The organism is Lactobacillus sp. HBUAS51381 (assembly GCF_012641095.1).
Lineage (GTDB): Bacteria > Bacillota > Bacilli > Lactobacillales > Lactobacillaceae > Levilactobacillus.
On the sequence record NZ_JAAVSC010000035.1, the window covers coordinates 1 to 22,257 of the forward strand.

23 protein-coding genes and 1 other annotated feature are annotated in these 22,257 nt (G+C 50.8%); of the genes, 22 read left to right on the forward strand and 1 reads right to left on the reverse strand.

Going from position 1 to position 22,257, the window contains the following annotated elements; all coding sequences use genetic code 11:
- The 20 genes from HEQ50_RS10615 to HEQ50_RS10710 all read left to right on the forward strand — a co-directional run.
- The coding region (locus tag HEQ50_RS10615; protein ID WP_255459900.1) for an ATP cone domain-containing protein at window positions 1-297 on the forward strand (297 nt) is incomplete at its 5' end.
- Between the two features lie 3 nt (window positions 298-300).
- Window positions 301-1,662 (forward strand): replication initiation and membrane attachment family protein, encoded by a 1,362-nt coding sequence (locus HEQ50_RS10620; protein WP_168900494.1) that lies wholly within the window; start codon window positions 301-303, stop codon window positions 1,660-1,662.
- A gap of 3 nt (window positions 1,663-1,665) precedes the next feature.
- Window positions 1,666-2,592, forward strand: a complete 927-nt coding sequence (gene dnaI / locus HEQ50_RS10625) for a primosomal protein DnaI (RefSeq protein WP_168900495.1) — start codon at window positions 1,666-1,668, stop codon at window positions 2,590-2,592.
- Between the two features lie 392 nt (window positions 2,593-2,984).
- Complete coding sequence (gene thrS, locus HEQ50_RS10630) at window positions 2,985-4,925, forward strand: threonine--tRNA ligase (protein ID WP_168900496.1); 1,941 nt, start codon at window positions 2,985-2,987, stop codon at window positions 4,923-4,925.
- A 230-nt stretch (window positions 4,926-5,155) separates the two neighbouring features.
- Window positions 5,156-5,296, forward strand: a sequence feature (ribosomal protein L20 leader region).
- A 57-nt stretch (window positions 5,297-5,353) separates the two neighbouring features.
- On the forward strand, window positions 5,354-5,854 hold the full coding sequence (gene infC / locus HEQ50_RS10635; protein WP_168900514.1) for a translation initiation factor IF-3: 501 nt from the start codon (window positions 5,354-5,356) through the stop codon (window positions 5,852-5,854).
- Window positions 5,855-5,908: 54 nt separating this feature from the next.
- Window positions 5,909-6,103, forward strand: coding sequence for a 50S ribosomal protein L35 (gene rpmI, locus HEQ50_RS10640; protein ID WP_168900497.1), 195 nt, complete (start codon window positions 5,909-5,911; stop codon window positions 6,101-6,103).
- A 70-nt stretch (window positions 6,104-6,173) separates the two neighbouring features.
- Window positions 6,174-6,533, forward strand: a complete 360-nt coding sequence (gene rplT / locus HEQ50_RS10645) for a 50S ribosomal protein L20 (RefSeq protein ID WP_057735409.1) — start codon at window positions 6,174-6,176, stop codon at window positions 6,531-6,533.
- Window positions 6,534-7,223: 690 nt separating this feature from the next.
- Window positions 7,224-7,766, forward strand: coding sequence for a YqeG family HAD IIIA-type phosphatase (locus HEQ50_RS10650; RefSeq protein ID WP_168900498.1), 543 nt, complete (start codon window positions 7,224-7,226; stop codon window positions 7,764-7,766).
- On the forward strand, window positions 7,747-8,889 hold the full coding sequence (gene yqeH / locus HEQ50_RS10655; protein WP_168900499.1) for a ribosome biogenesis GTPase YqeH: 1,143 nt from the start codon (window positions 7,747-7,749) through the stop codon (window positions 8,887-8,889). The genes HEQ50_RS10650 and yqeH overlap by 20 nt, the downstream gene beginning before the upstream one ends.
- Before the next feature lie 4 nt (window positions 8,890-8,893).
- Window positions 8,894-9,217, forward strand: coding sequence for a ribosome assembly RNA-binding protein YhbY (gene yhbY / locus HEQ50_RS10660; protein WP_168900500.1), 324 nt, complete (start codon window positions 8,894-8,896; stop codon window positions 9,215-9,217).
- A gap of 59 nt (window positions 9,218-9,276) precedes the next feature.
- On the forward strand, window positions 9,277-9,864 hold the full coding sequence (locus HEQ50_RS10665; protein WP_211089318.1) for a nicotinate-nucleotide adenylyltransferase: 588 nt from the start codon (window positions 9,277-9,279) through the stop codon (window positions 9,862-9,864).
- A complete protein-coding gene (gene yqeK / locus HEQ50_RS10670) occupies window positions 9,857-10,462 on the forward strand; it encodes a bis(5'-nucleosyl)-tetraphosphatase (symmetrical) YqeK (RefSeq protein ID WP_168900502.1) in 606 nt (201 codons plus the stop codon). Before HEQ50_RS10665 ends, yqeK begins: the two co-directional genes overlap by 8 nt.
- A gap of 38 nt (window positions 10,463-10,500) precedes the next feature.
- Entirely contained in the window at window positions 10,501-10,863 is a 363-nt protein-coding gene (gene rsfS, locus HEQ50_RS10675; protein WP_168900503.1) for a ribosome silencing factor, read from the forward strand.
- A complete protein-coding gene (locus HEQ50_RS10680; protein ID WP_168900504.1) occupies window positions 10,860-11,603 on the forward strand; it encodes a class I SAM-dependent methyltransferase in 744 nt (247 codons plus the stop codon). The genes rsfS and HEQ50_RS10680 overlap by 4 nt, the downstream gene beginning before the upstream one ends.
- Before the next feature lie 2 nt (window positions 11,604-11,605).
- The gene (locus tag HEQ50_RS10685; protein ID WP_168900505.1) at window positions 11,606-12,754 is read left to right on the forward strand and encodes a nucleotidyltransferase; all 1,149 of its coding nucleotides are present in this window, start codon (window positions 11,606-11,608) and stop codon (window positions 12,752-12,754) included.
- A gap of 73 nt (window positions 12,755-12,827) precedes the next feature.
- Window positions 12,828-13,382, forward strand: coding sequence for a DUF177 domain-containing protein (locus tag HEQ50_RS10690; protein ID WP_168900506.1), 555 nt, complete (start codon window positions 12,828-12,830; stop codon window positions 13,380-13,382).
- A 67-nt stretch (window positions 13,383-13,449) separates the two neighbouring features.
- Complete coding sequence (rpmF, locus tag HEQ50_RS10695; protein WP_168900507.1) at window positions 13,450-13,638, forward strand: 50S ribosomal protein L32; 189 nt, start codon at window positions 13,450-13,452, stop codon at window positions 13,636-13,638.
- A gap of 136 nt (window positions 13,639-13,774) precedes the next feature.
- Window positions 13,775-14,590, forward strand: coding sequence for a Cof-type HAD-IIB family hydrolase (locus HEQ50_RS10700; protein WP_168900508.1), 816 nt, complete (start codon window positions 13,775-13,777; stop codon window positions 14,588-14,590).
- Window positions 14,591-14,613: 23 nt separating this feature from the next.
- Window positions 14,614-15,252 carry an HAD family hydrolase gene (locus HEQ50_RS10705; protein ID WP_168900509.1) on the forward strand — a complete coding sequence of 213 codons (639 nt, stop codon included), beginning with the start codon at window positions 14,614-14,616 and terminating at the stop codon, window positions 15,250-15,252.
- 285 nt (window positions 15,253-15,537) lie between these two features.
- Window positions 15,538-16,185, forward strand: a complete 648-nt coding sequence (locus tag HEQ50_RS10710) for a matrixin family metalloprotease (protein ID WP_168900510.1) — start codon at window positions 15,538-15,540, stop codon at window positions 16,183-16,185.
- A gap of 68 nt (window positions 16,186-16,253) precedes the next feature.
- On the opposite strand, the gene HEQ50_RS10715 is transcribed toward HEQ50_RS10710, so the two are convergent.
- Window positions 16,254-17,609, reverse strand: a complete 1,356-nt coding sequence (locus HEQ50_RS10715) for an FAD-dependent oxidoreductase (RefSeq protein WP_168900511.1) — start codon at window positions 17,607-17,609, stop codon at window positions 16,254-16,256.
- Window positions 17,610-17,925: 316 nt separating this feature from the next.
- On the opposite strand from HEQ50_RS10715, the gene HEQ50_RS10720 reads away from it, so the two are divergent.
- On the forward strand, window positions 17,926-19,056 hold the full coding sequence (locus HEQ50_RS10720; RefSeq protein ID WP_168900512.1) for a GGDEF domain-containing protein: 1,131 nt from the start codon (window positions 17,926-17,928) through the stop codon (window positions 19,054-19,056).
- Between the two features lie 547 nt (window positions 19,057-19,603).
- Window positions 19,604-22,063, forward strand: a complete 2,460-nt coding sequence (locus HEQ50_RS10725) for a phosphoketolase (RefSeq protein WP_168900513.1) — start codon at window positions 19,604-19,606, stop codon at window positions 22,061-22,063.
- Window positions 22,064-22,257 lie beyond the last annotated feature (194 nt).

A 22,257-nucleotide genomic window follows, 5' to 3' on the forward strand; every position in this document is an offset into this window, starting at 1 on the left:
GGAATTATCCGCTCGGCGGAGAAACGACCGGTGGGAATGGACGTCATGACGAAGATTGTCGATGACGTGGAAAATAAGATTCGTGCACTGGGTGTCAACGAAATTTCCAGTCAGCTGATCGGGGAATATGTGATGAACCGGTTGGTTGATGTGGACGAGATTGCCTATATCCGGTTTGCCAGTGTTTATCGGCAGTTCAAGGATACCGGTGTCTTCTTCAATGAGCTCAAAGACATGATGGATAAGGATAAGGCGAAGGCCAAAGACCGGAGCCATCGGCAAAGCGAGGCGAAATAGGGCATGGAGGATTCCTGGCACCAGTTGCAGCCCAAGACCGGTTTCTTGGTTCGGCTGGCGGATCGCCTGACCGACCAGAGCTGGCAAACGCTCACGCAACTCTATCAGCCGATTATTGGACCGAGTGCCACGGGGCTCTTTTCGGCCCTTTTTTGGCTACCCGAACGGGAAAACTACAAGCGGCACGCTATTTTATTGGCGGAGTTGGGGCTGGATCTGGCCCATTTGTATGCGGCCCGACTGCGCTTAGAGGCGACGGGGCTCTTGACGACTCGAGTGAAAACCGAAGATGATTTGTCGAGCTTTGTCTATGAACTGCATGCCCCATTGACCCCGCAGAATTTCTTTAAGGACGACTTGCTCAGTGTTCAGTTGTTAGGCGTGGTCGGTGAGGAGCTCTACCAGGCATTGGTCACGGCGAATACGCCGGCAGTCAAAACTGGCGAGCACGAACAAAATATCACGAAGAACTTTCTAGACGTCTTCCACGTGGACGGGGATGAACTGCGCGAGATTCCGGCGGTCATTACCGATAATCGGTATGCCGCCTCGACGCCGGCGAGTGGGCCCAGTCTTGCAGCGGACAGGGTTCAGTTCGATTTTAAATTGTTGGGCGAACTGCTCGAGCGGTCCTTCGTGGACACCCGAGCCGTGAGCAAGTATCGGCAACTCTTGGTGACTGAGCATGCGACTTACGGCTTAGACGAACCGACCATGGCCCGCTACATTGGTGAAGCCACCGATCTGGCCACGAATGTCTTCAACCCTGAACAGTTTAAACGGATCGTCGCCCAGGCCTTTGGAAATCAGTATCGGCCGGTGCCCGCGTCGACGGAAGACGCCACACCACCGGCCACGACGACCGTGAAGGGGGCGTCCAGTGCCGAACAGGCCTTGATTAAGGTGGCAACTACCACGGCGCCAGCGGCCTTTCTGCAGGGGATCAAGCAGAATACGGGGGGCTTCGTCACGGATGGCGAACAGCGCATCGTCCGCGATCTGGTCAGCCGCCAACTGTTTCCTGAATCCGTGCTGAATCTGATGATTTATCACGTCTTGGTGGATGAAGATCGACCAACGCTGAATAAAAACTTACTGGATACGATTGCCAACGACTGGAGCAAGGCCAAGATTAAGACACCACAGTTGGCAATTCAAAAGATTCGCGATCGGCAGCAGGCGGCCGCAAAGCCGCGGCGTTCGCGGCGACAACCAACGGTCAAGGAGACGTTGCCGGATTGGGCGAAGAAGCCCAGTGAATCCGGGGCAACGACGAGTAAGGCTAAGCTTTCAACGGCCCAACAAAAACAATTACAACAACGCATTGCGCGCTTAGAAGAACGCAGCAAAGGGAAGGAGGATTAGCAGATGGAAGACTTAAGCAAGACCATGCAGCAGCTGATGAATCAACGGCATCTCAACGATAACTATCGTCAGTTGATGGCGAAGGTCTACGATGACCCGACCGTGACGAAGTTCTACCAAGAGCATCAGGCCGAGCTTGCGGACGATGTCATGACCCGCTCGGCCGCTAAGTTGTACGAGTTCGTCTCGGAACGCGAGAAGTTGGCGAAGGGGGGAACCACGTTTGCCACGGGGTATGAACCCCAATTAATCGTGTCGAATCATCTGATTGACGTTGCGTACGTTCCAACGGCGGATACATTAGAAAAGCAGGCCCAGCAACAATTGCGTCAGCGGGTGAAGTCCATTGCCATGCCCAAGAACATTCGCGAAGCGTCACTGGCCCATTTTGACCAGGATGAGGACCGTGCCGAGGCCTTGATGGCGGCGCTGGACTTTATCGATGCCTATGAGGCCAATCCCAAGCGGCGTCACCAAGCCCTGTATTTAGCCGGGAGCTTCGGTGTGGGGAAGACCTACCTCTTAGCTGCGGTTGCCAACCAATTGGCGGCCGATGGCTTTTCCACGACGCTGGTGCACTTCCCGAGTTTTGCCGTAGAAATGAAAAACGCCATCGCGCAAAACGGCGTGGCGGAAAAACTCGATGCCTTGAAGAAGGCCCCGGTGTTAATCATTGATGATATCGGTGCCGATGCCATGTCGGCTTGGATTAGAGACGACGTGTTGGGTGTTATTTTGGAATATCGGATGCAAGAAGAACTCCCAACCTTCTTTAGTTCCAACTTCTCCATGGCTCAGCTGGAAAAGGAACATTTACGTATCTCGACACGCGGGGATGACGAACCGCTGAAAGCCCAACGGTTGATGCAGCGGATTCGCTTTTTGGCGCGTGAAATTACCATGGTGGGCGCCAATCGACGGCCACAATAGCCGAGCGTTTAGGCGATGAGAGATGATGGCGACGTGAGCAAACTTTCTCGTGAGTTTTTGGGCGCCATCGCTTGACAATAATTAGTCGCAAGTGTTTAATAGTCAATGAAACCACACGAGCTATGACGAAAGACATGATGTTTGTGGCGACGTTTACAGGAAGAGTTGGCCTTGCTTGGAAGCCGACTTAACGCGCGCAGACATTACCACTTTCCTAGCTGTCGGGAGGAAATTTCCGGCCGGTCCGTTCCGTTATCGACGATTAGAGTTCACGGGAGTAGTCTCGTGAAAAATATCGGGTGGAACCACGTTAATGACGTCCCCAGTGCCTTCTTTGGCACTGGGGATTTTTTCGTTGGTTGGCCCCAAATCAATAAGGGAGATTGAAAATTATGGCAAGTATTTCACTTAAATTTCCAGATGGCAACGTTAAAGAATTCGCTGCTGGCACAACGCCAGAAGATGTTGCCAAGTCGATTTCAATTAGTTTAGGCAAGAAGGCCGTTGCGGCCAAGTTGGACGGCGAATTGATCGACAACTTAACGCCTATCGCACACGACGGGAGTATTGAGATTGTCACGAAGAGCGATGCCGATGGCCTGACGGTTCTGCGGAACACGACAGCCGCTCTGGTTCGGATCGCCTTGAAGAAGGAATTCCCAGCCATTCGTTTGGGCGAAGTTAGCGCTGACGAAGACGGCTTCTACGTGGATACCGACAAGGACGACCAACAAGTCAGTGTTGACGAATTGGACGCCATTGCGGTGATCGTTGAAAAGTTGGTCGGCGACAAGGCCGATATCCAACGGGTTCTGGTTAACAAGGATGACGCTTTAGCTAAGGCCAAGGATGATCCTTACACAACGGCACTGATCAAAGCCGTTGATGGCGACCAAGTGAACTTCTTAAAGATTGGCGATCACGAAATCCTAAGTGACGGTGCACAATTGGCCAACACGGGTGACGTGAAGAAGTTCAAGTTACTTTCCGTTGCCGGTGCTTACTGGCAAGGCAAGTCCTCTAACCCAATGCTTCAACGGATTTACGGGACGGCCTTCTACAAGCAAGCTGACTTGGACGCTGACTTGGCCAAGCGCCAAGAAGCCCGTGAACGTGATCACCGGGTTATCGGGAACCAATTAGACCTGTTCTTCGTTGATCCAAAGGTCGGTGCCGGTTTACCTTACTGGATGCCAAATGGGGCCACGATTCGGCGGACGATCGAACGTTACATCATCGACAAGGAAGTTGCCAACGGCTATCAACACGTTTACACGCCAGTCCTGGCCAACCTGGATCTGTACAAGCAATCCGGTCACTGGGCCCACTACCGTGAAGACATGTTCCCACCAATGGACATGGGTGATGGCGAACAACTTGAATTGCGGCCAATGAATTGCCCAAGCCACATTCAAATTTACAACCACCACATCCGGTCTTACCGTGAATTACCACTGCGGATTGCCGAATTAGGGATGATGCACCGTTACGAAAAGTCCGGTGCCCTGAGTGGACTGCAACGGGTTCGTGAAATGACCTTAAACGATGGTCACACGTTCGTTGCCCCAGAACAAATTCAAGACGAATTCAAGAGTATCCTGGATTTGATGGTCAAGGTTTACAAAGACTTTGATATCAAGGACTACACGTTCCGTCTAAGCTACCGTGATCCTAAGAACACGGAGAAGTACTTCGACGATGACGAAATGTGGAACAACGCTCAAAAGATGTTGAAGGGTGCCATGGATGATCTGGGCTTGCCTTACGTTGAAGCCGAAGGGGAAGCTGCCTTCTACGGTCCTAAGCTGGACGTGCAGACCAAGACGGCGCTGGGCAACGAAGAAACGTTGTCAACCATCCAGTTGGACTTCATGTTGCCAGAACGGTTCGACCTGCACTACATCGGGGCCGATGGTGAAGAACACCGTCCAGTCATGATTCACCGTGGGTTGGTTTCCACGATGGAACGGTTCACTGCTTACCTGACTGAAATCTACAAGGGGGCCTTCCCAACCTGGTTGGCACCTAAGCAAGTCACCATCATTCCGGTTTCCGAAGAAAAGCATGGGGCTTACGCCGACAAGTTAGCCGCCGAATTAAAGGCCGCTCACGTGCGGGTCAACGTCGACAAGCGTGGTGAAAAGATGGGTTACCTGATTCGGGACGCCCAAACGCACAAGATTCCATACACGTTGGTTGTGGGTGAAGACGAAATGGCCAATGGTACTGTCTCTGTCCGGAAGTACGGGGAAGAAGACAGTAACTCGATGAGCAGCGACGCCTTCGTCAAGGAAATCTTGGCCGACATCGCTTCTTACAGTCGTGAAAACTAAGATCTTAAAGTTTCTGGCGAACAACTAGAGAATAGAAGAGAATTGATGCAAGGGTGGCCGGGACATAATGCCTCGGTCCCTTTGTTGTCTGGGTATGACGCCCACCGCGTTTTAAACCAAATTTGGCGAACAGTAAGGCGGACAGTTTGACTTATTTGACGGCCACAAACATTTTAGTGACGAAACACTGTTGACATGTTCTGAGCTGGCTGGTATGATGGTTAAGTTGAGAAATTAAGCAGAGGCTTCCGCTTCTCGCCTTGTGGCTAACGCTGCTAGGCTGGATATGCACGTTAATCCGATGATGTTCATTGGATTTCTTGCGGGAGCCGTTTGATTATCATCAAAGGTTCCCGCATTTTTTGTGAGTGAGATTCTGCAGTTCTCGGAGATTATTTTGGAGGTGGATTACCATAGCAAACGACACGATTGTCAACGAGGGAATTCGAGCACGTGAAGTACGGCTTATCGCTGGTGACGGCGAGCAATTGGGCATTAAGTCCAAACGCGAAGCTTTACAGATCGCCGAAGACGCTAACCTCGATTTAGTTTTGGTTGCACCGAAAGCTAAGCCACCAGTAGCCCGGATCATGGACTACGGGAAATACCGGTTCGAGTTGCAAAAGAAGCAACGCGAAGCGCGTAAGAAGCAAAAAGTGGTCAGTGTTAAGGAAGTTCGCTTGAGTCCTACCATTGATACCAACGACTTTAACACCAAGCTGAAGAACGCTAAGAAGTTCTTGGCTAAGGGTGAAAAGGTTCGGGTTTCAATCCGGTTTAAGGGTCGGGCAATTACCCATAAAGACATTGGTCGCGAAGTGCTTAATCGTATGGCAGCTGAAACGGCGGATGTCGCAACGGTTGTACAACGGCCTAAGATGGACGGCCGGAGCATGTTCCTGATGCTTTCGCCCATCGCAGAGAAATAGTGTGAATTGATTGGGTAGCATTTAGCTGCCGATTTAAGGAGGAAATTACGTATTATGCCAAAGATGAAGACTAACCGCGCCGCAGCTAAGCGTTTCAAAGTGACTGCCAAGGGCGGTATCAAGAGTGCCAATGCTTACACCTCTCACCGTTTCCACGGTAAGACCAAGAAGCAACGCCGGAACCTTCGTGGTACCCGGATGATGAACGAAACGACTTTAAAGACTTACCGTTCATTATTACAAAAGTAAGTTAGTCGTAGATTTTTCGGGTCGACGAAATGTCGACATAATGTTTGAATTGATTTAGGAGGAAAAGATTATGCCACGAGTTAAAGGCGGTACTGTTACACGCGCACGTCGCAAGAAGGTTTTAAAATTAGCTAAGGGTTACCGTGGTTCAAAGCACCGTTTATTTAAGGTTGCTAAGGACCAAGTCATGAAGGGTCGTCAATACGCCTTCCGTGACCGTAAAGCTACGAAGCGTAACTTCCGTAAGCTTTGGATTGCCCGGATCAACGCCGCAGCCCGGATGAACGGTCTGAGCTACAGCAAGTTGATGCACGGTTTGAAGTTAGCCAACATCGATGTTAACCGTAAAATGTTAGCTGATTTGGCAGTTAACGATGCTGCTGCATTCACTGCTTTAGCAGAACAAGCTAAGGCTGCATTGGCTGCTTAATTCAGTTAATGAGAAAGGAACTTCGCGGATGCGGGGTTCTTTTTTATTAGAGTGTAAAGAAGGGCGATTAGGTCCTGAGCATTAACGTCATTAAGTGCCCGCCCGGTGGAACCGGGCCGGTGCTTAATGGGGTTAAGCGCAGGGACCTGCCCGACTGCACACGTTTCAGAGGCTGCAAGTTTTTAAAATAGAAAATTTTGAGAGTGGCCACCTAAAATGGTCAAAGCCACGGCATGCGACATAGGGAAGCTTCGCCGGACAGGAGTCACTTAGCTTGCTAAGCGCAGGAACCTGCCTTACCGAACACGTTTCAAAAGCCGCAAGTTTCTTGAGTAGAAGATTTTGAGAGCGGCCACCTAAAGTTGGCGAATAAGTATCATTGACGCCGGTGGAACCGGGCCGGTGCTTAATGGGGTAAGCGCAGCGGCCTGCCCGCACACGGTTCGACAACCCCATGCGTATCTCTTAGACCAGAGACGGACGAAAAATCAGGCCGGCCAACTGCATCACATTTGGCGCAGAATCATACGTAAACCGTTATCATTGGTGATGGGCCCACCAGGGCTTAGCTTTACTGTGCGTTACGGCTGATTGTCGGGCATTACGAGTGGTAAAATCAACCGAAATTGCGTATAATGAAAAGCTAGACAGCCGGTAACGGCAAACGGACGAAGGGGGGCAGTCACCCGCATGGTTTCCGCATTCAAACCAACGTGGATGGTTACAAATATATACGATTTGACACCGGATCAGTTAAAAGCTCACGGCATTAAGGCTGTGATGACCGATCTGGATAACACCTTAATTGCTTGGAATAATCCCGATGGTACACCTGAATTACGGCATTGGCTAACGATGTTAGAAATGGCCGGTATCCAGGTCATTGTGGTGTCCAACAATAGTCGCGCGCGGGTCGACCGAGCCGTCGCACCTTTTAATCTGCCGTACGTTCATCGGGCCCTCAAGCCACTGACTTGGGGCATTCGGCGGGCATTACGGCGGTGGCATTTGCGCCGTGAGGAAGCCATCATGGTGGGTGACCAACTCTTGACGGACGTCCTTTCGGCACACCGCAGTGGTGTCCGCAGCGTCCTGGTAAAGCCGATCTTGAAGTCGGATGCGTGGATTACAAAGGGCAATCGCTTATTAGAAAAGGTCGTCATGTGGCGTTTGCGGCATGCGTACCCAGAATTAACTTGGCAGGAGGATCTTAATGAACGAAAAACACACTGAACCCGTTTTAGTCGACGGTGAGGCTTTGCACTGTATTGGGTGTGGGGCAGAGATTCAAACAACGGACAAGACGGCCCCGGGTTACACGCCGCAGTCAGCCTTGGACAAGGGCTTGGAAAAAGAAGAGGTCTATTGTCAACGGTGTTTCCGGCTACGGCACTATAATGAAATTGTGCCGGTGGGTCTGACGGATGATGACTTCTTGAATTTATTGACGCAGATTCAAGATGCCAACGCGCTGATTGTTTACGTTGTGGACATCTTTGATTTCAATGGGAGTGTGATTCCAGGACTTCATCGGTTTGTCGGGGAGAACCCGATCCTGCTGGTGGGGAACAAGGAAGACCTGTTACCAAGCTCTTTGAAGCGTAGCAAGCTCAAGGATTGGATTCGCCAACGCGCCAATGAACAAGGGCTCCGGCCGATTGACGTGACGCTACTGAGTGCAAAGACGAACCAGTCGGTGGACCAGTTGTTGTCGATGATCGACAAGTACCGTGGCGATCGCGACGTCTACGTGGTAGGGGTAACCAACGTTGGAAAATCAACGCTGATTAACCAAATTATTCGGCAAAACACCGGGGTTAAGGATCTCATTACCACATCACGTTTTCCTGGCACCACGCTGGATAAGATTGAATTACCACTGGATGATGACCACGTTTTGGTGGATACGCCAGGGATCATTCAGAATCAACAGATGGCCCACTTCTTGGATGGTAAGGACCTCAAGATTGTGGCCCCGCAAAAGCAGATCAAGCCCAAGACTTACCAGCTGAACGATCAACAGACGTTGTTCTTCGGTGGGGTGGCGCGGTTTGACTACACCAAGGGACCCAAGAGCGGCTTCATTGCTTACTTTGAAAATAATCTATACATTCATCGGACCAAGCTGGAAAATGCGGATGACTTTTACGACCGGCAATTGGGCCAGTTGTTGACGCCACCGCAGCCGGAAGACAAGGCAGATTTTCCACCGTTGGTTGCGCATGAATTTAAAACTACGGTTAAGAGTGACCTGGTCTTTGAAGGCCTGGGTTGGATTACCGTCCCAGCCGGAGTGAACGTGACCGGTTGGGCACCTGCAGGCGTCGGCGTATTGGTCCGGCGCGCAATGATTTAGATAAATGGAGGAAAACAACGTGTTACGAGGGAAACAAAAGAGATATTTACGTGCTCACGCACACGCCATGCACCCCTTATTTTCTGTGGGTAAGAATGGCTTAACGCAGGCCTGGTTGGATCAATTGACCGGTGCCTTAGAGAAACGGGAATTAATCAAGATCAATCTCCAACAGAGTGCGGAAGCCTCGGTCGATGAGACCAAGGACTTTATCGAACAGGGGACGGATATTCAAGTCGTTCAAACGATTGGTCGGGTATTGGTCCTTTACCGGCCCGCAACGGATGAAGAAAACCAAAGAATTTCATCAGTCGTTGAAAATATGTAGGAGGTCTGGCAGTCGTGGTAAAAATCTCAGAGCAAACGAGTACGCAAGTGGCGACGCAGATGCAAGCCACTGCTAAAAAGCGCCGAATTGGGATTCTGGGGGGGACGTTTAATCCGCCTCACCTGGGACACTTGGTCATTGCCGATCAAGTTGCCACGCAGTTGGGACTTGATCAGGTGTTATTTATGCCCGATGCCGAGCCGCCACATGTCGACCGTAAGCTGGCCATTCCGGCCGTGGACCGGGTGGCCATGGTGCAAGCGGCGATTAAGGACAATCCGCTATTTAAGCTGGAATTGACCGAAGTACAACGCGGGGGTAAGAGCTACACCTACGACACGATGGTGCAGTTAACGCGCAAACATCCCGAGAACCAGTATTACTTCATTATTGGTGGGGACATGGTCGCCTATTTGCCGAAATGGTACCGGATTGACGAACTCGTCAAGCTGGTCCAGTTTGTGGGCGTTTGCCGTCAAGGTTTTACGCGCGAGTCACCCTACCCAGTCTTGTGGGTGGACGTTCCTAACATTGGGATCAGTTCAACCATGATTCGTGATCAGATTCGGCGGGGACAATCGGTTCGTTACTTAGTGCCCACCATGGTGGACCTCTATATAAAGGAGCATCTGTTATACCGTGACTGAACTAACGTATCATGCCAATATCTTTCCCGGTACGCGTCAGGCGTTGATCGATCAGCTTTCGCAGCAACTACGGCCCAAGCGGTTCCATCACGTGTTACGCGTGGAGCAGACGGCCTTAGCGCTGGCGGCGGCTAATCATGTCGATGCCGAGCGGGCCAGTATCGCTGGGCTAATTCACGACTATGCCAAGCAGCGACCAGACGACGACTTTATTGCCGCCATTAAGGCGTACCGACTCGATCCCGATTTGTTGAATTACGGCAACGCAATCTGGCACGGGGTGGTCGGTGCGGAGCTGATTAAGCGCGAACTCCACATTTACGACGAAGACGTCTTAAATGCGGTTCGCCACCACACAACCGGTGATGTCTACATGACACCACTGGAACAGATCGTGTACATGGCCGATTACATCGAACCCGCTCGTGATTTTCCTGGGGTCGATGAGGCTCGAGCAATCACGGCGAAAGACCTCGGTGCCGGGGTGGCTTTTCAGGCGCAACATACGCTTCAGTATTTGGTGGAAAACGGGTTACCCGTTTACCCCAAGTCACTGGACACGTACAATGCCTGGGTTCCCCGTTACCAAACGAAATAAATAGAAATCAAGCAACAAAAATTGAGAGGAGTACTTGCATGGATAGCAAACAAGTCTTAGAAATCGCAGTCAAGGCTGCCGAAAGTAAGCGGGCAGAAGACATGACCGCTTTAGATATGCGGAAGGTCAGCCTGATGGCCGATTACTTTCTGATTGTGGACGCCAACTCCAGCCGGCAGATTCAAGCCATTGTGGACGAGGTTGAAGATCAGGTCAGCGCTCAGGGTGTGACGATCAAGGACGTTGAGGGAAAGAACAGTGCGAACTGGATTCTGATTGACCTTGGCGACGTCATTGTTCACGTCTTTCAAAAGGAACAACGGGGACACTACAACTTAGAGAAGTTGTGGTCCGACGCTCCAGAAGTTGACTTAACGCAATGGGTAGAGGCTGAAGCATGATCTATCAGTCCTTTGCTGAGCTTTACGACGAATTGTTTGATCCAGCCATGTACGATCAGTGGCTGGATTTTGTCGCCCAACGTGTCTCGCCGGCCGATGGCGAACTGCTGGACCTGGCCTGTGGTAGTGGGCGTCTAGGCGTCTTATTGGCGCAACAGGGCTATCAGGTCAGTGGCTTGGACCTCTCCGAGGAAATGTTGGCGCTGGCTGCGAAACACGCCGAGGAGGCCAACGTCACGATGCCGTTGATGGCCGGAGACATGTTGGATCTGACGATGATTGGGGATTACCAGACCATCACGTGTTTTGCCGACTCCTTTTGTTATTTACCAGATTTGGCGGCCGTTACGGCGGCTTTCCGTCAAGTGCACGATCATTTGACGGTGGGCGGTAAATTTTTGTTCGACGTGATTACACCCCACCAAACGGATGACGTTTATCCGGGGTACATGTACAACTACGTCGATGACACGCGGGCCTTTATTTGGACCAGCTATGGTATTGAGGATGAGCCGCACGCCGCCGAGCATGATCTGACGTTCTTCACGCAAAATGAAGAGACGGGGGACTATCGTAAGGTTACGGAGCTACACCACGAGCGGACCTACGTTTTAGAGGCGTATCAAACGGCTTTAAAGTCGGCGGGGTTGAAGCTGCAACGCGTCAGCGCCGACTTTGGCGAAGCACCTGTCACGCCCGAGACGACGCGGTGGTTCTTTGAGGTCACGCGGGAGGCATAGCTATGGCACTGCAGGCGGTAGGCATCATTGCGGAGTACAATCCGTTTCATAATGGTCACGCGTATCAGGTGGCACAGGCAAAGCACAAGACCGGTGCCGATGTTGTCGTGGCGGTCATGAGCGGCAACTGGGTCCAACGCGGTGAGCCGGCCCTCATGGATAAGTGGCAACGCGCTCAGGTGGCCATTGCTGGTGGCGTGGACTTGGTGGTCGAACTCCCCACGGCCATGGCCGTCCAGCCGGCCCACCTGTTTGCCGCGGGCGGGGTCGCCCTCATTTCAGCACTGAAGTGTCGGTGGTTGGCCTTCGGTAGTGAGCATCCGGAGATGGACTACGACCGGTTAATGGCGAATTTACCCCAAGATCCGGCGACCTTTAAGCGGTTCGACCAGACCTATGCCTCGCTGTTTCAGGGTTATCTGCGCGACCAGACGGGGATTACCCTGAATGCGGCCAACGACATCCTGGGTTTCTTCTATGCGTTGGCTAATCGTCGCCAAGGGAACCCACTGGAGCTTCTGGCTTTGGCACGCAAGGGAAGCCAACACAATGATTCGGCGATTGCGGCGACCAGTGCATTCGCCAGTGCGACTGCGGTGCGGACCGCGGCGCTGGCGGGAAACTGGGCGGCTATTCGTCCGGTGGTGCCTACATCGACATTGACCCAGCTCCAGTCGAGTCAATTGACCAGCTGGTCCGACTTTTGGCCGTATTTACGCTACCAACTGGTGAGCGGCGACGTGGCCGATTTACGGCAGATGTATCAGATTACGGAGGGCGTGGAGTATCGGTTGAAACGGGCGGCATTGACCAGTGCCACGTTCACCGACTTCATGCATGCCGTGAAGACCAAGCGCTACACCTATACGCGTTTGCAGCGGCAGGCGGCCTATCTTTTGGGACAAATGAAGCCGGCGGAGATGCGAGTGACCCCGCAATATTTGCGGGTACTGGGCTATTCGCCAACCGGCCAACGTTACCTGCATCAGATCAAGAAGCAGGTGGACTTACCGCTGGTGAGCCGGGCCGACCGTGACTGGCAGAAAGGTCCCGGGGCGCTCGATGATCGTCTGGGGGCAATACGGACACTAATCACGGGAATTCCGCAGGATTATGGGCGAATTCCCGTAAAAATAACGCTTTCAGAGTGACTATCAAGGAAATTACCTTGACATCACATTTTTTGACAGGTATAATTTATCACGTTGCATTGGAGGGATTGCGATGAAATGGTCGTTGACCGAACTGCGAAAGAACCACCGTAATGATCCGTTGATGTTTGATGAAACCTTGGATTTAAAGGCGGATTTAGTGGAACGTTATGGTAACGAGGTCTTGGATATTGGACCCGTCCACGCTAAGGGAATTGCCTCGGTTGTGGGTGGCGGCGATGTCGTGATCGTTGCACAGGTAACGGCGGATTTAACGGTCCCGTCGAGCCGGTCATTAGCGCCGGTTGATCTACCCGTTAATTTCAAAATGACGGAATTTTATGTTTCCGATCCAACGGCCACCCAACGGTTTGAGAAGACCGACGTGGTGATGGTGGTAACCGATGACCAGATTGATTTAGACAAGGCCGTCGGGGATAACATTATTTTACAGATTCCGATGCACATTCTTTCTGACGCCGAACAACAAGGCGAAGCGATGCCAACCGGCCAAGGCTGGGAAGTCGTTTCCGAAGAGAACCTTGAAGCGGTCGAGAAAGAGAATCAACCAGTTGATCCACGTCTTGCAAAGTTAAAGGATTTCTTCCCTGATCAGGATGATCAATAATCGCCTTTGTAAGCCTTAAAAATTTTTTCACTAGTGGATATAATTTTATTTGAAGGAGGTGTTTTCTTTGGCTGTACCAGCACGGAAAACGTCTAAGACGAAAAAAGCTATGCGTCGGGGTCACATCAAGTTAACGACGCCTAATTTAACCCCTTGCCCAAACTGTGGTGAATTACGTAAGTCACACATGGTTTGCCCAAGTTGCGGTTTCTACGATGGCCGTCAGGTCGTTGCGGTTAAGAACGCAAACAACTAATTTAATTTAGTCAAAAAACTCCCATGAAGTCCGCGGCTTCTGGGAGTTTTTTTGTGCCAGCGGATCGCCCTTTGTGCACCGCGGGTAAAAAAAGGTATAATAGCGACATTAACGAAATAAGTTGAGGAGTGAAATTTTGGCAATTAAATTAATCGCGACCGATTTAAACGGGACGCTGCTACACAATGACCAGACTTTCAACCAGCCACTGTTTAAGGCGACCTTGCAAGCGTTGCAGGCCCGCGGAATTCGCTTGGTCCTATCTTCGGGCAATCAGTTTACCCATTTAGAGAAGCTATTTCACGATGTGCTAGCGGATAACTTGGCCATCGTTGCTGAGAACGGGGCGTCGATCTATTTACAGGGCCAACAGGTCTTTGACGGTAGCCTCAGTGCCGAGCAAGTTCATCAGTTCGTGACGGTTGATCGTCAGCAGGATTTTCTGAAGCCCGCGTATGTTATTTTGGTTGGCCAGCAGGGGTCGTACACCGAGACGGGGGCCCCGCAAGTGCTGCTTGATGCGGCCGAAAAGTTCTATGACAACCTGCAACAAGTTGCCGATCTCAGTACGGTGACCGATCGGATTAAGAAGGTCAGCATCTCCACGGCACCGGGCCAGGGAAGTCAGTTAGTGACTGCACTGAATACCTATTTTGAGGGTCGTCTCCGCGCGCACGATAGCGGTTATGGAGTCGTCGATGTCGTCGCCGCCAACGTGGGCAAACTCTCAGCCGTCCAGTGGTTAGCGAAACGTTGGCAGGTTGCGGCCGATGAGATGATGGCTTTTGGCGATGGTGCCAACGATGTGCCCCTACTGCAGTTCGCGCAGCACAGTTGGGCTATGCGGAATGCGCCAACCAGCGTTCAGGATGCGGCCACACGTGTGACTAGCGTGGACAACGAGCACGATGGGGTATTGACCACAATTCAATCCGCCTTAATGCTCATTTAGCGGGAAAATACGGGAGGTAGCGCATGGAAAACTTCTTCTTTGATTTTGATAATACGATCGCCGATTCCAGTCAAGTGGCGGTGCTGGCCACTCAGGCGGCCTACCGGGTACGCGGACTGGCGGTTCCCACCCGTGAAGCCATTGTCGGTTACATGGGCGTCCCGATCGAGGTCTCATTTGCGAAATTAGCCACGGTGCCGTTGTCGTCCGCCGAGCTGGCGGCGTTATTCACGGAATTTCGGCAACAGTATCAGCAGGCCGAACGAACGGGGATTCGGCCCTTTGCGGGTATGGCGACTACGCTGGCAGCGTTACGGGATCAGGGAAAGCAACTCTTCGTTGTCTCGAGCAAGCATTCCGTGCCCCTGCAGCGTAACTTAACCCAGATTGGCTTTGCCGCATTTTTTACGGCGATCTGTGGGTCCAATCAGGTGGCGCACTACAAGCCGGCGCCGGATAGCGTGCTGAAGTTGCTGTCTCAATTTAATCTGGCTGCACAGTCAAGTGTGATGATTGGGGATGCCAAATACGACATTCAGATGGGCCACAACGCCGGTGTCGCGACGGCAGGTGCCATGTGGGGAGCGGCCGATCCAGCGGCGGTCAGTGCCGAGGCGCCCACGTACTTGGTGCATCAACCAGCGGACTTACTGACGCTTTAGAAATAGAAGTGGGGAGTCGGGATGAATAATCTCGATTTTTTTATTTGGCGTATGATTTGACGGGACTAGCTAAATTTTTAGCGAACTCTAACGTTGCGGGTTGACCGGTGTCTAAGCCTAGGGTGACAAGCCTTAAAATTAAAATATAATGATGTTTATAATTAAACCGTCAGATTTAATCGCCTAGCCGGTTAAATCTGACGGTGGTGAGAAGTTTATCTGGGGTTTCACACCTAAGACGGCTAAACTGGGGATAGTCGCATAAAAAGGGAGAGACTCAGGGTCATGTGGAAACGACGGTTAATCTTCGTTTTATTGATAGTTGGCATTCTGGGGGTCGTCAAAGTTGGCGGAACCCAAGACTGGCGTTTCACGCGTGTACGGGTTAACCGCGTCATGCATCAATTAGAGGTGCGCCTTCCGGGAAGTCATCAGCCGGCCGTGACGCCGGTTGAAAGAATTGTGGCGGAGCATCCGTTAAAGACCACCTATTACTACCACTTCGCCAATGGGGTACCGCTCAACGTGCGGCCAATATTTGAAGAGGCGGTAGCGGTCTACAATCGCACGGGTGTTGTGAAGTTGGTGGCGGGACGTCCCCGAAAGAAGCAAAACGGGATTACGTTCTACACCTACCATCGACATGAGGCGGGTAATCATCCAAATTTCCTGGAATTAGGCGAAGGTGGTCCCGAGATTCAGCGGTACGTTGGCTTGGGAACCTACACCATTAATCGTGCCCGAGCTGGTTTGAATTTAGCACACCCTGAGGCGGGAATTCGGGCCTCGGTGGCGTTGCACGAAGTGGGGCATGCGGTGGGACTCAATCACAGTAGGAGTCGCCAATCCGTCATGTACCCTTACGACCAGGGACATCTCCACCTGTCGGCAGCGGATCTGAAAACGTTAAAGGTGTTGTATGCCCATGGGTGACGGGAAATAAAAGCGGGCGATGCGAGCTTCCATTGGGAAGCCGTATCGCCCGCTTTACGTGGGTGGATTTAAGAACGCTGGTAGCCGTTTTCCTGAGCGACAGCCATTTGGCCAGCAAGGTTCAGGTAGTTAAAGGGCTGACTGAAGTTGGGCGAAAAGAGCATATCAACTAAGGCCAATTGGTCGATGGTCGCGCGATTTTGGATGAGCGTCGAAATCGTGTTAGCGGATTGCGAAATGTCATGCTTGCTGAGCAATTGGGCGCCGAGAATCCGCCGATTGTTGCGATTGTAGATGAGTTCAATCGTTACTTGGTAGGCTTCCGGCATAAAGTCCGGTCGGTAGCTGCCTTGGTAACGAACACTACCGACATTGAACCGCGCTGCCTTGGCCGCTGCGGTGGTCATGCCCACACAGGCAATGGTGTGCCCGAAGATAAGGATTCCCGTGGACGACTGCGTCCCAAGGGTTCGTACTCGGCGTTCAAAAACATTGATTCCGGCCAGAGCCCCCTGGCGAACGGCGTGAGAGGCTAGGGGCGAATACGCGGCGGTTTGGGTGGGATTGTAGTGAATAACCGCGTTGTCACCGGCGGCAAGAATATCGGGATTTGAGCTGTGCATGTAATCATCGGTGAGGATGGCGCCGTTCTTGGCCATTTTAACTTGACCGGTGAGTAAATCCGTCTGGGGGAGCATGCCGGCACTGACCGCTGCCATATCAACGGTCAGCTCACCGCGTGTTGTGGTGATGGTTAGGGCGCCATCAGCCGAATTGGCGAACCTGGTGGCCCGGGTGTTGGTGAGGACGTGCACACCATGGCCGGTGAGTAAGGCTTCAACGGTCTGGGATAAGGCTGGCTCCAAATAACCGTTGAGTAGTCGTGTGGGCTTTTGAATCAACGTCACATCGTGGCCCGTTCGCACGTAGCCTTCAGCGAGCTCTACACCAATGTAGCCACCACCGATAATCGCGACCCGCTGAAAATCGGCGGCCGCTGCACAAAGATCTCGTGCCTGGTCAAAGGTTTTACATAATCGAACTTTGGTATTCTCGATGCCAACAATGGCCGGAATGGCCGTGATCGAGCCCGTCGCCATAATCAGTTTGTCGTAGCTATCGGTGGTCTTCTGTTTGGTTAAGAGATTCTGGACCACCAAGGTGTGCGCCTGGGCGTCGATTGAAATGACATCGTGTTGAACGGCCATTTTGACGCCCTGTTTGACAAAATCATCGGGTTCCGCGTAGAAGGTATCTGCCAGAGAGCGCACGGTGCCCTCAATGTGCAGATAAGTCGCACAAGCGAGGTAAGAGATCTGTTTTTGGCGTTCATAGACCGTGATGTCTGCCTCAGGATAGTTAGCCAAGACCTGTTTGACGGCGGCAATTCCGGCGTGGGTGCTCCCCACAATGACAACTTTCATAAAAATAAGCTTCCCTTTTACTGTTTATTAGATTAATATATATTTCGTGTTATAAGTTCTCGTCCGAAACTATCTATATCATATTAAATTATACTTACCTTTCGTTAAAAGGCAACGGGACAACCCGTGCGTCTTGGCTAGACAATTTGGCCAGACGGCGGTGTGATCGGCAGGGTGACACTGCGGTCGCAATGACCAGTTGATTTTTGAGGTGGTTTTGACATACTTAATTAAAGTAATGCGGTCAGGGCTCAACTAAAAATATGTTGCTGGCGTAACGTCATTTTTTAATCTTTAAATGAAGAAGGGATTCACCATGACTTGGTCGGAGTGGCAGGTGCCACCATTTATTTCGAGTGTGTTTTTTATTTTAGGCGTTCTCACCTTGTACTGGGTCACCTTTACCTGGTTGGAAACCTGGTGTCACCGGCGACACGTGGCGATCGCGGATGATGTCTTAAATGCGTGGTACGGTGTGATCTATATGTTGGTGTTTGTCTTTAGCATGCAGACGCCCATCCTCGGTCGGGCAATCGCTTGGGAATTTATGAATTTTCAATTGATTGCGGTAATCTTTTGCGCGTATTTCCTAAATATTCACATCTCGGGCTACTTTTTTCCGCCGATTGTGTTGGCGTACATGGTCTTCAACGGTTCACTGCGGTATTGGCAGTCGTGGGGCTACGCCATCACCTTGGTCGCATTTTTCCTCGTCATGAACTGGATTCGCGTAAAGTTTCATGATCAACGACACGCTTGGCTGGTCTATATGGGCGTGGGCGTTGCCTTTGGCGGGGTGATGTGGTTGTGGATGAAGTTGAAGTTTCACTTCAGCTGGGCGACGTTTCAACAGGAATGGCTCTATCTGGTCATCTTCGAATTGTTGTTGTACGCCTACGTGAATATGTTGACGCACGATGGGGAGTTGAAGGTTCGACTATCGCGATTGGCCAGCCACGATACGCTGACACAGACTCAGAATTTTTCGGCATATACCAGTGCCATGAAGTTTTTATTCCGGGAAAGTTCGCGGACTGACCAGCCGCTGTCGATGATTATGTTTGACATTGACCATTTTAAACAGGTCAACGATACGTATGGACATTCGGCAGGGGATGCCGTGTTGCAGCAGGTAGCGGCGACGGTGAAGTCGGTGTTGACCAACACCGATTCAAAGTTGAAATTGTATCGGACGGGGGGCGAGGAGTTTAACATCCTGTTGCCTAATTATGACTTGTCACGAACCAGCCAGATCGCCACGGCAATTTTTGAAGCGGTTAATCGGCTAACGGTGACGGTCGGCACCCAGGAAATTCGAGTCTCGTTGTCGATCGGGGTATCGACCATGCTGACGGCGGATGCGTCTCCTATGGATTTCTACAATCGGGTTGACCAGAATCTTTATTACGCCAAACAACATGGTCGTAAGCAGATTACGGTCGCGTGATCTAATGGGCGTCTGCTAGAGTGAAATTTAAAGTGTCGAGTTGGGGCAGAATCACGGCCGCAACTTTTTTTGTCGATTAAGGGATCTCACAATGAAAACAATAAGAGTTTCTGAAAAGTGAAGCATAACAGTAGGGAAATGGGCCGTCCTTTGGTAGACTGTTCCATGGAAAGTGTGAGTGGCATGGCGAGTTGGTCGATACCCTGTGGCCACGCATTTTTTTAAGCCAAATTTTCCAAAATTGAAATTATGGCCAGCGACTGTGAAAAAATCGGGTGATGGTGAGTCTATCGTGGTCAGCTGACGAGAAAACGCGACGTGATAGGGTTTAGACGATTGTGTTGTGCGAATGAGCCAGCCTTAAGCCGGCAACAGTGAGCAGACAGGCAGACCTGTAAATGATATTTTTGTAAATTGGACCGTATCAATTTACAAAAAGGTTGACTTTTTGAGTAAATTTAGTATGATGAAGAAGTACAAAATTAACCTCTAATGATTTACGTTAATTGTTTAGAAGGATGTTATTCAACGAAGGAGTGTAAAATTCATGGCAGTAGATTACGATTCCAAGTCATACTTGGAAAAGGTTGACGCCTGGTGGCGTGCTACAACGTATCTTTCCGGTGGTATGATCTTCCTGAAGGACAACCCATTGTTCTCAGTAACGAACACACCAATCAAAAAAGAAGACGTTAAGGTTAAGCCTATCGGGCACTGGGGTACGATTTCAGGACAAACGTTCCTGTACGCCCACGCCAACCGTCTGATCAACAAGTACGGCTTGAACATGTTCTATATCGGTGGTCCCGGTCATGGTGGCCAAGTTATGGTAACGAACGCCTACTTAGACGGTACCTACACTGAAGATTACCCTGAAATTACGCAGGATCTTGAAGGTATGGCTCGTCTGTACAAGCGGTTCTCATTCCCAGGTGGGATTGGTTCCCATATGACTGCGCAAACGCCTGGCTCACTCCACGAAGGTGGGGAACTGGGTTACTCTCTCTCCCATGCAACTGGTGCCGTTTTAGATAACCCAGACCAAATTGCATTTACTGTAGTTGGTGATGGTGAAGTTGAAACCGGTCCTGCTATGACTGCATGGAACTCCATCAAGTTCTTGAACCCTAAGAACGATGGTGCCGTATTACCTATTCTTGACGTAAACGGCTTTAAGATTTCCAACCCAACGATCTTCTCACGGATGAGCGATGACAAGATCGCGAAGTTCTTCGAAGGTTTGGGCTGGTCACCTCGCTTCCTTGAAAACGACGATATCCATGATTACATGACTTACCACGAAAAGGCGGCTAAGTTATTTGACCAAGCTATCGCTGACATCAAGCAAATTCAAAAAGACGCCCGTGAAAACGGCCGGTACGAAGACGGTGAAATTGCCGCTTGGCCAGTTGTTATCGCACGTTTGCCAAAGGGTTGGGGCGGTCCTCAAAAGAACCCAGCCGGCGAACCAATTGAAAACTCATTCCGTGCTCACCAAGTTCCGCTTGGCTTGAGCCAAAACAACTTTGATGAATTACCAGAATTCGAAGCTTGGATGAACTCATACAAGCCTGCTGAATTATTCAATGCTGATGGTTCATTGAAGGCAGAAGTCGCTGACTTTGCGCCTAAGGGCGACAAGCGGATGGCTGCTAACCCAGTTGCTAACGGTGGTCGTGCACGCGGCGAAAAGCCAGCAATGCTTGACTTACCTAACTGGAAGGACTTCGCTAACGACATCAACGAAGGTAACCGTGGGACCCAATTACCAGATGGTAACCGGAACATGGATATGAACGTTTTGTCAACCTTCTTTGCTGGCGTTGCCACGAAGAACCCATCATCATTCCGGATCTTCGGACCTGATGAAACGATGTCTAACCGTCTTTGGGAAATGTTCAAGATTACGAACCGTCAGTGGATGAGTAAGATCAAGAAGCCTAATGATCAATACGAAGCCCCTGAAGGCCGTATCTTGGATGCCCAATTATCAGAACACCAAGCTGAAGGTTGGCTTGAAGGTTACACCTTAACTGGCCGTACCGGTGTGTTCACGTCTTACGAATCCTTCTTGCGGGTTGTCGACTCAATGACGACGCAACACTTCAAGTGGATCCGTCAGGCCGCTGCAGAACCATGGCGGAATGATTACCCATCATTGAACCTGGTTTCTACTTCTACTGTATTCCAACAAGACCATAACGGTTACACCCACCAAGATCCAGGTATGTTAACCCACTTGTCTGAAAAGAAGTCTGACTTTATCCGTCAGTACCTTCCAGCCGATGGGAACACGCTCTTGGCCGTATTCAACCGTGCCTTCAACGACCGTCAAAAGTTGAACCATATCGTTGCTTCTAAGCAACCTCGTCAACAATGGTTCTCCGTCGACGAAGCTGAAGAATTGGCTACTAAGGGTCTTAAGACTATCGATTGGGCTTCCACTGTTGCTGAAGGTGAAGATGCTGATATCGTCTTTGCTTCTGCCGGTGTTGAACCAACCATCGAAACTCTGGCTGCTCTTAGCCTGATCAACGATGCTTTCCCAGCCGTTAAGATGCGTTACGTTAACGTTGTTGAATTGGAACGTCTTCAAAAGAAGAACGGCCCTCTGAACGACGAACGTGCATTGAGCGATGCTGAATTCACGTCATTCTTCGGCGAATCTGGTACGCCAGTTCTGTTTGGCTTCCACGGTTACGAAGACTTGATCGAATCCTTCTTCTACGAACGTCAACACTTAGGCTTGCACGTTCATGGTTACCGTGAAGATGGTGATATCACGACTGCTTACGACATGCGTGTATACTCCGAATTAGACCGGTTCCACCAAGCCAAGGATGCTGCGAACACCTTAGTTGCTAAGGGTGTTATTGACGAAGCTGCCGCAAAGGCCTTCGACAAGAAGATGGATGACATCTTAGCTAAGCACTTCAAGGTTACGCGTGACGAAGGTCATGATATTGAAGAATTCACGAAGTGGGCATGGTCCCCATTGAAGAAGTAATTTCTTCAATCTGAATTTTTCAAAAGGGGGCTGTGACATAACTAGCCCTTGTTAATAAAAAATGAACGTAAAGCCGAACTTTGGCTTTGCGTTCATTTTTTCTACGTCTTGTCAATAGAAACATTGTTAAATCAATAGTTTATGGTAATTAATGCGGGGCACTGGCTAGGTGGCGAGACCTTTTGGCACCTAGT

Excerpts from the sequence above, each read along its gene's own strand:
- HEQ50_RS10685 (WP_168900505.1), top strand. The coding sequence starts at position 11,606 with ATGGCACTGCAGGCGGTAGGCATCATTGCGGAGTACAATCCGTTTCAT.
- rpmI (WP_168900497.1), top strand. The coding sequence starts at position 5,909 with ATGCCAAAGATGAAGACTAACCGCGCCGCAGCTAAGCGTTTCAAAGTG.
- HEQ50_RS10715 (WP_168900511.1), bottom strand. The coding sequence starts at position 17,609 with ATGAAAGTTGTCATTGTGGGGAGCACCCACGCCGGAATTGCCGCCGTC.
- HEQ50_RS10665 (WP_211089318.1), top strand. The coding sequence starts at position 9,277 with ATGCAAGCCACTGCTAAAAAGCGCCGAATTGGGATTCTGGGGGGGACG.
- HEQ50_RS10620 (WP_168900494.1), top strand. The coding sequence starts at position 301 with ATGGAGGATTCCTGGCACCAGTTGCAGCCCAAGACCGGTTTCTTGGTT.
- HEQ50_RS10680 (WP_168900504.1), top strand. The coding sequence starts at position 10,860 with ATGATCTATCAGTCCTTTGCTGAGCTTTACGACGAATTGTTTGATCCA.
- yqeH (WP_168900499.1), top strand. The coding sequence starts at position 7,747 with ATGAACGAAAAACACACTGAACCCGTTTTAGTCGACGGTGAGGCTTTG.
- dnaI (WP_168900495.1), top strand. The coding sequence starts at position 1,666 with ATGGAAGACTTAAGCAAGACCATGCAGCAGCTGATGAATCAACGGCAT.
- HEQ50_RS10720 (WP_168900512.1), top strand. The coding sequence starts at position 17,926 with ATGACTTGGTCGGAGTGGCAGGTGCCACCATTTATTTCGAGTGTGTTT.
- HEQ50_RS10690 (WP_168900506.1), top strand. The coding sequence starts at position 12,828 with ATGAAATGGTCGTTGACCGAACTGCGAAAGAACCACCGTAATGATCCG.
- HEQ50_RS10725 (WP_168900513.1), top strand. The coding sequence starts at position 19,604 with ATGGCAGTAGATTACGATTCCAAGTCATACTTGGAAAAGGTTGACGCC.
- HEQ50_RS10705 (WP_168900509.1), top strand. The coding sequence starts at position 14,614 with ATGGAAAACTTCTTCTTTGATTTTGATAATACGATCGCCGATTCCAGT.
- yhbY (WP_168900500.1), top strand. The coding sequence starts at position 8,894 with ATGGAGGAAAACAACGTGTTACGAGGGAAACAAAAGAGATATTTACGT.
- rplT (WP_057735409.1), top strand. The coding sequence starts at position 6,174 with ATGCCACGAGTTAAAGGCGGTACTGTTACACGCGCACGTCGCAAGAAG.
- HEQ50_RS10710 (WP_168900510.1), top strand. The coding sequence starts at position 15,538 with ATGTGGAAACGACGGTTAATCTTCGTTTTATTGATAGTTGGCATTCTG.
- HEQ50_RS10650 (WP_168900498.1), top strand. The coding sequence starts at position 7,224 with ATGGTTTCCGCATTCAAACCAACGTGGATGGTTACAAATATATACGAT.
- rsfS (WP_168900503.1), top strand. The coding sequence starts at position 10,501 with ATGGATAGCAAACAAGTCTTAGAAATCGCAGTCAAGGCTGCCGAAAGT.
- thrS (WP_168900496.1), top strand. The coding sequence starts at position 2,985 with ATGGCAAGTATTTCACTTAAATTTCCAGATGGCAACGTTAAAGAATTC.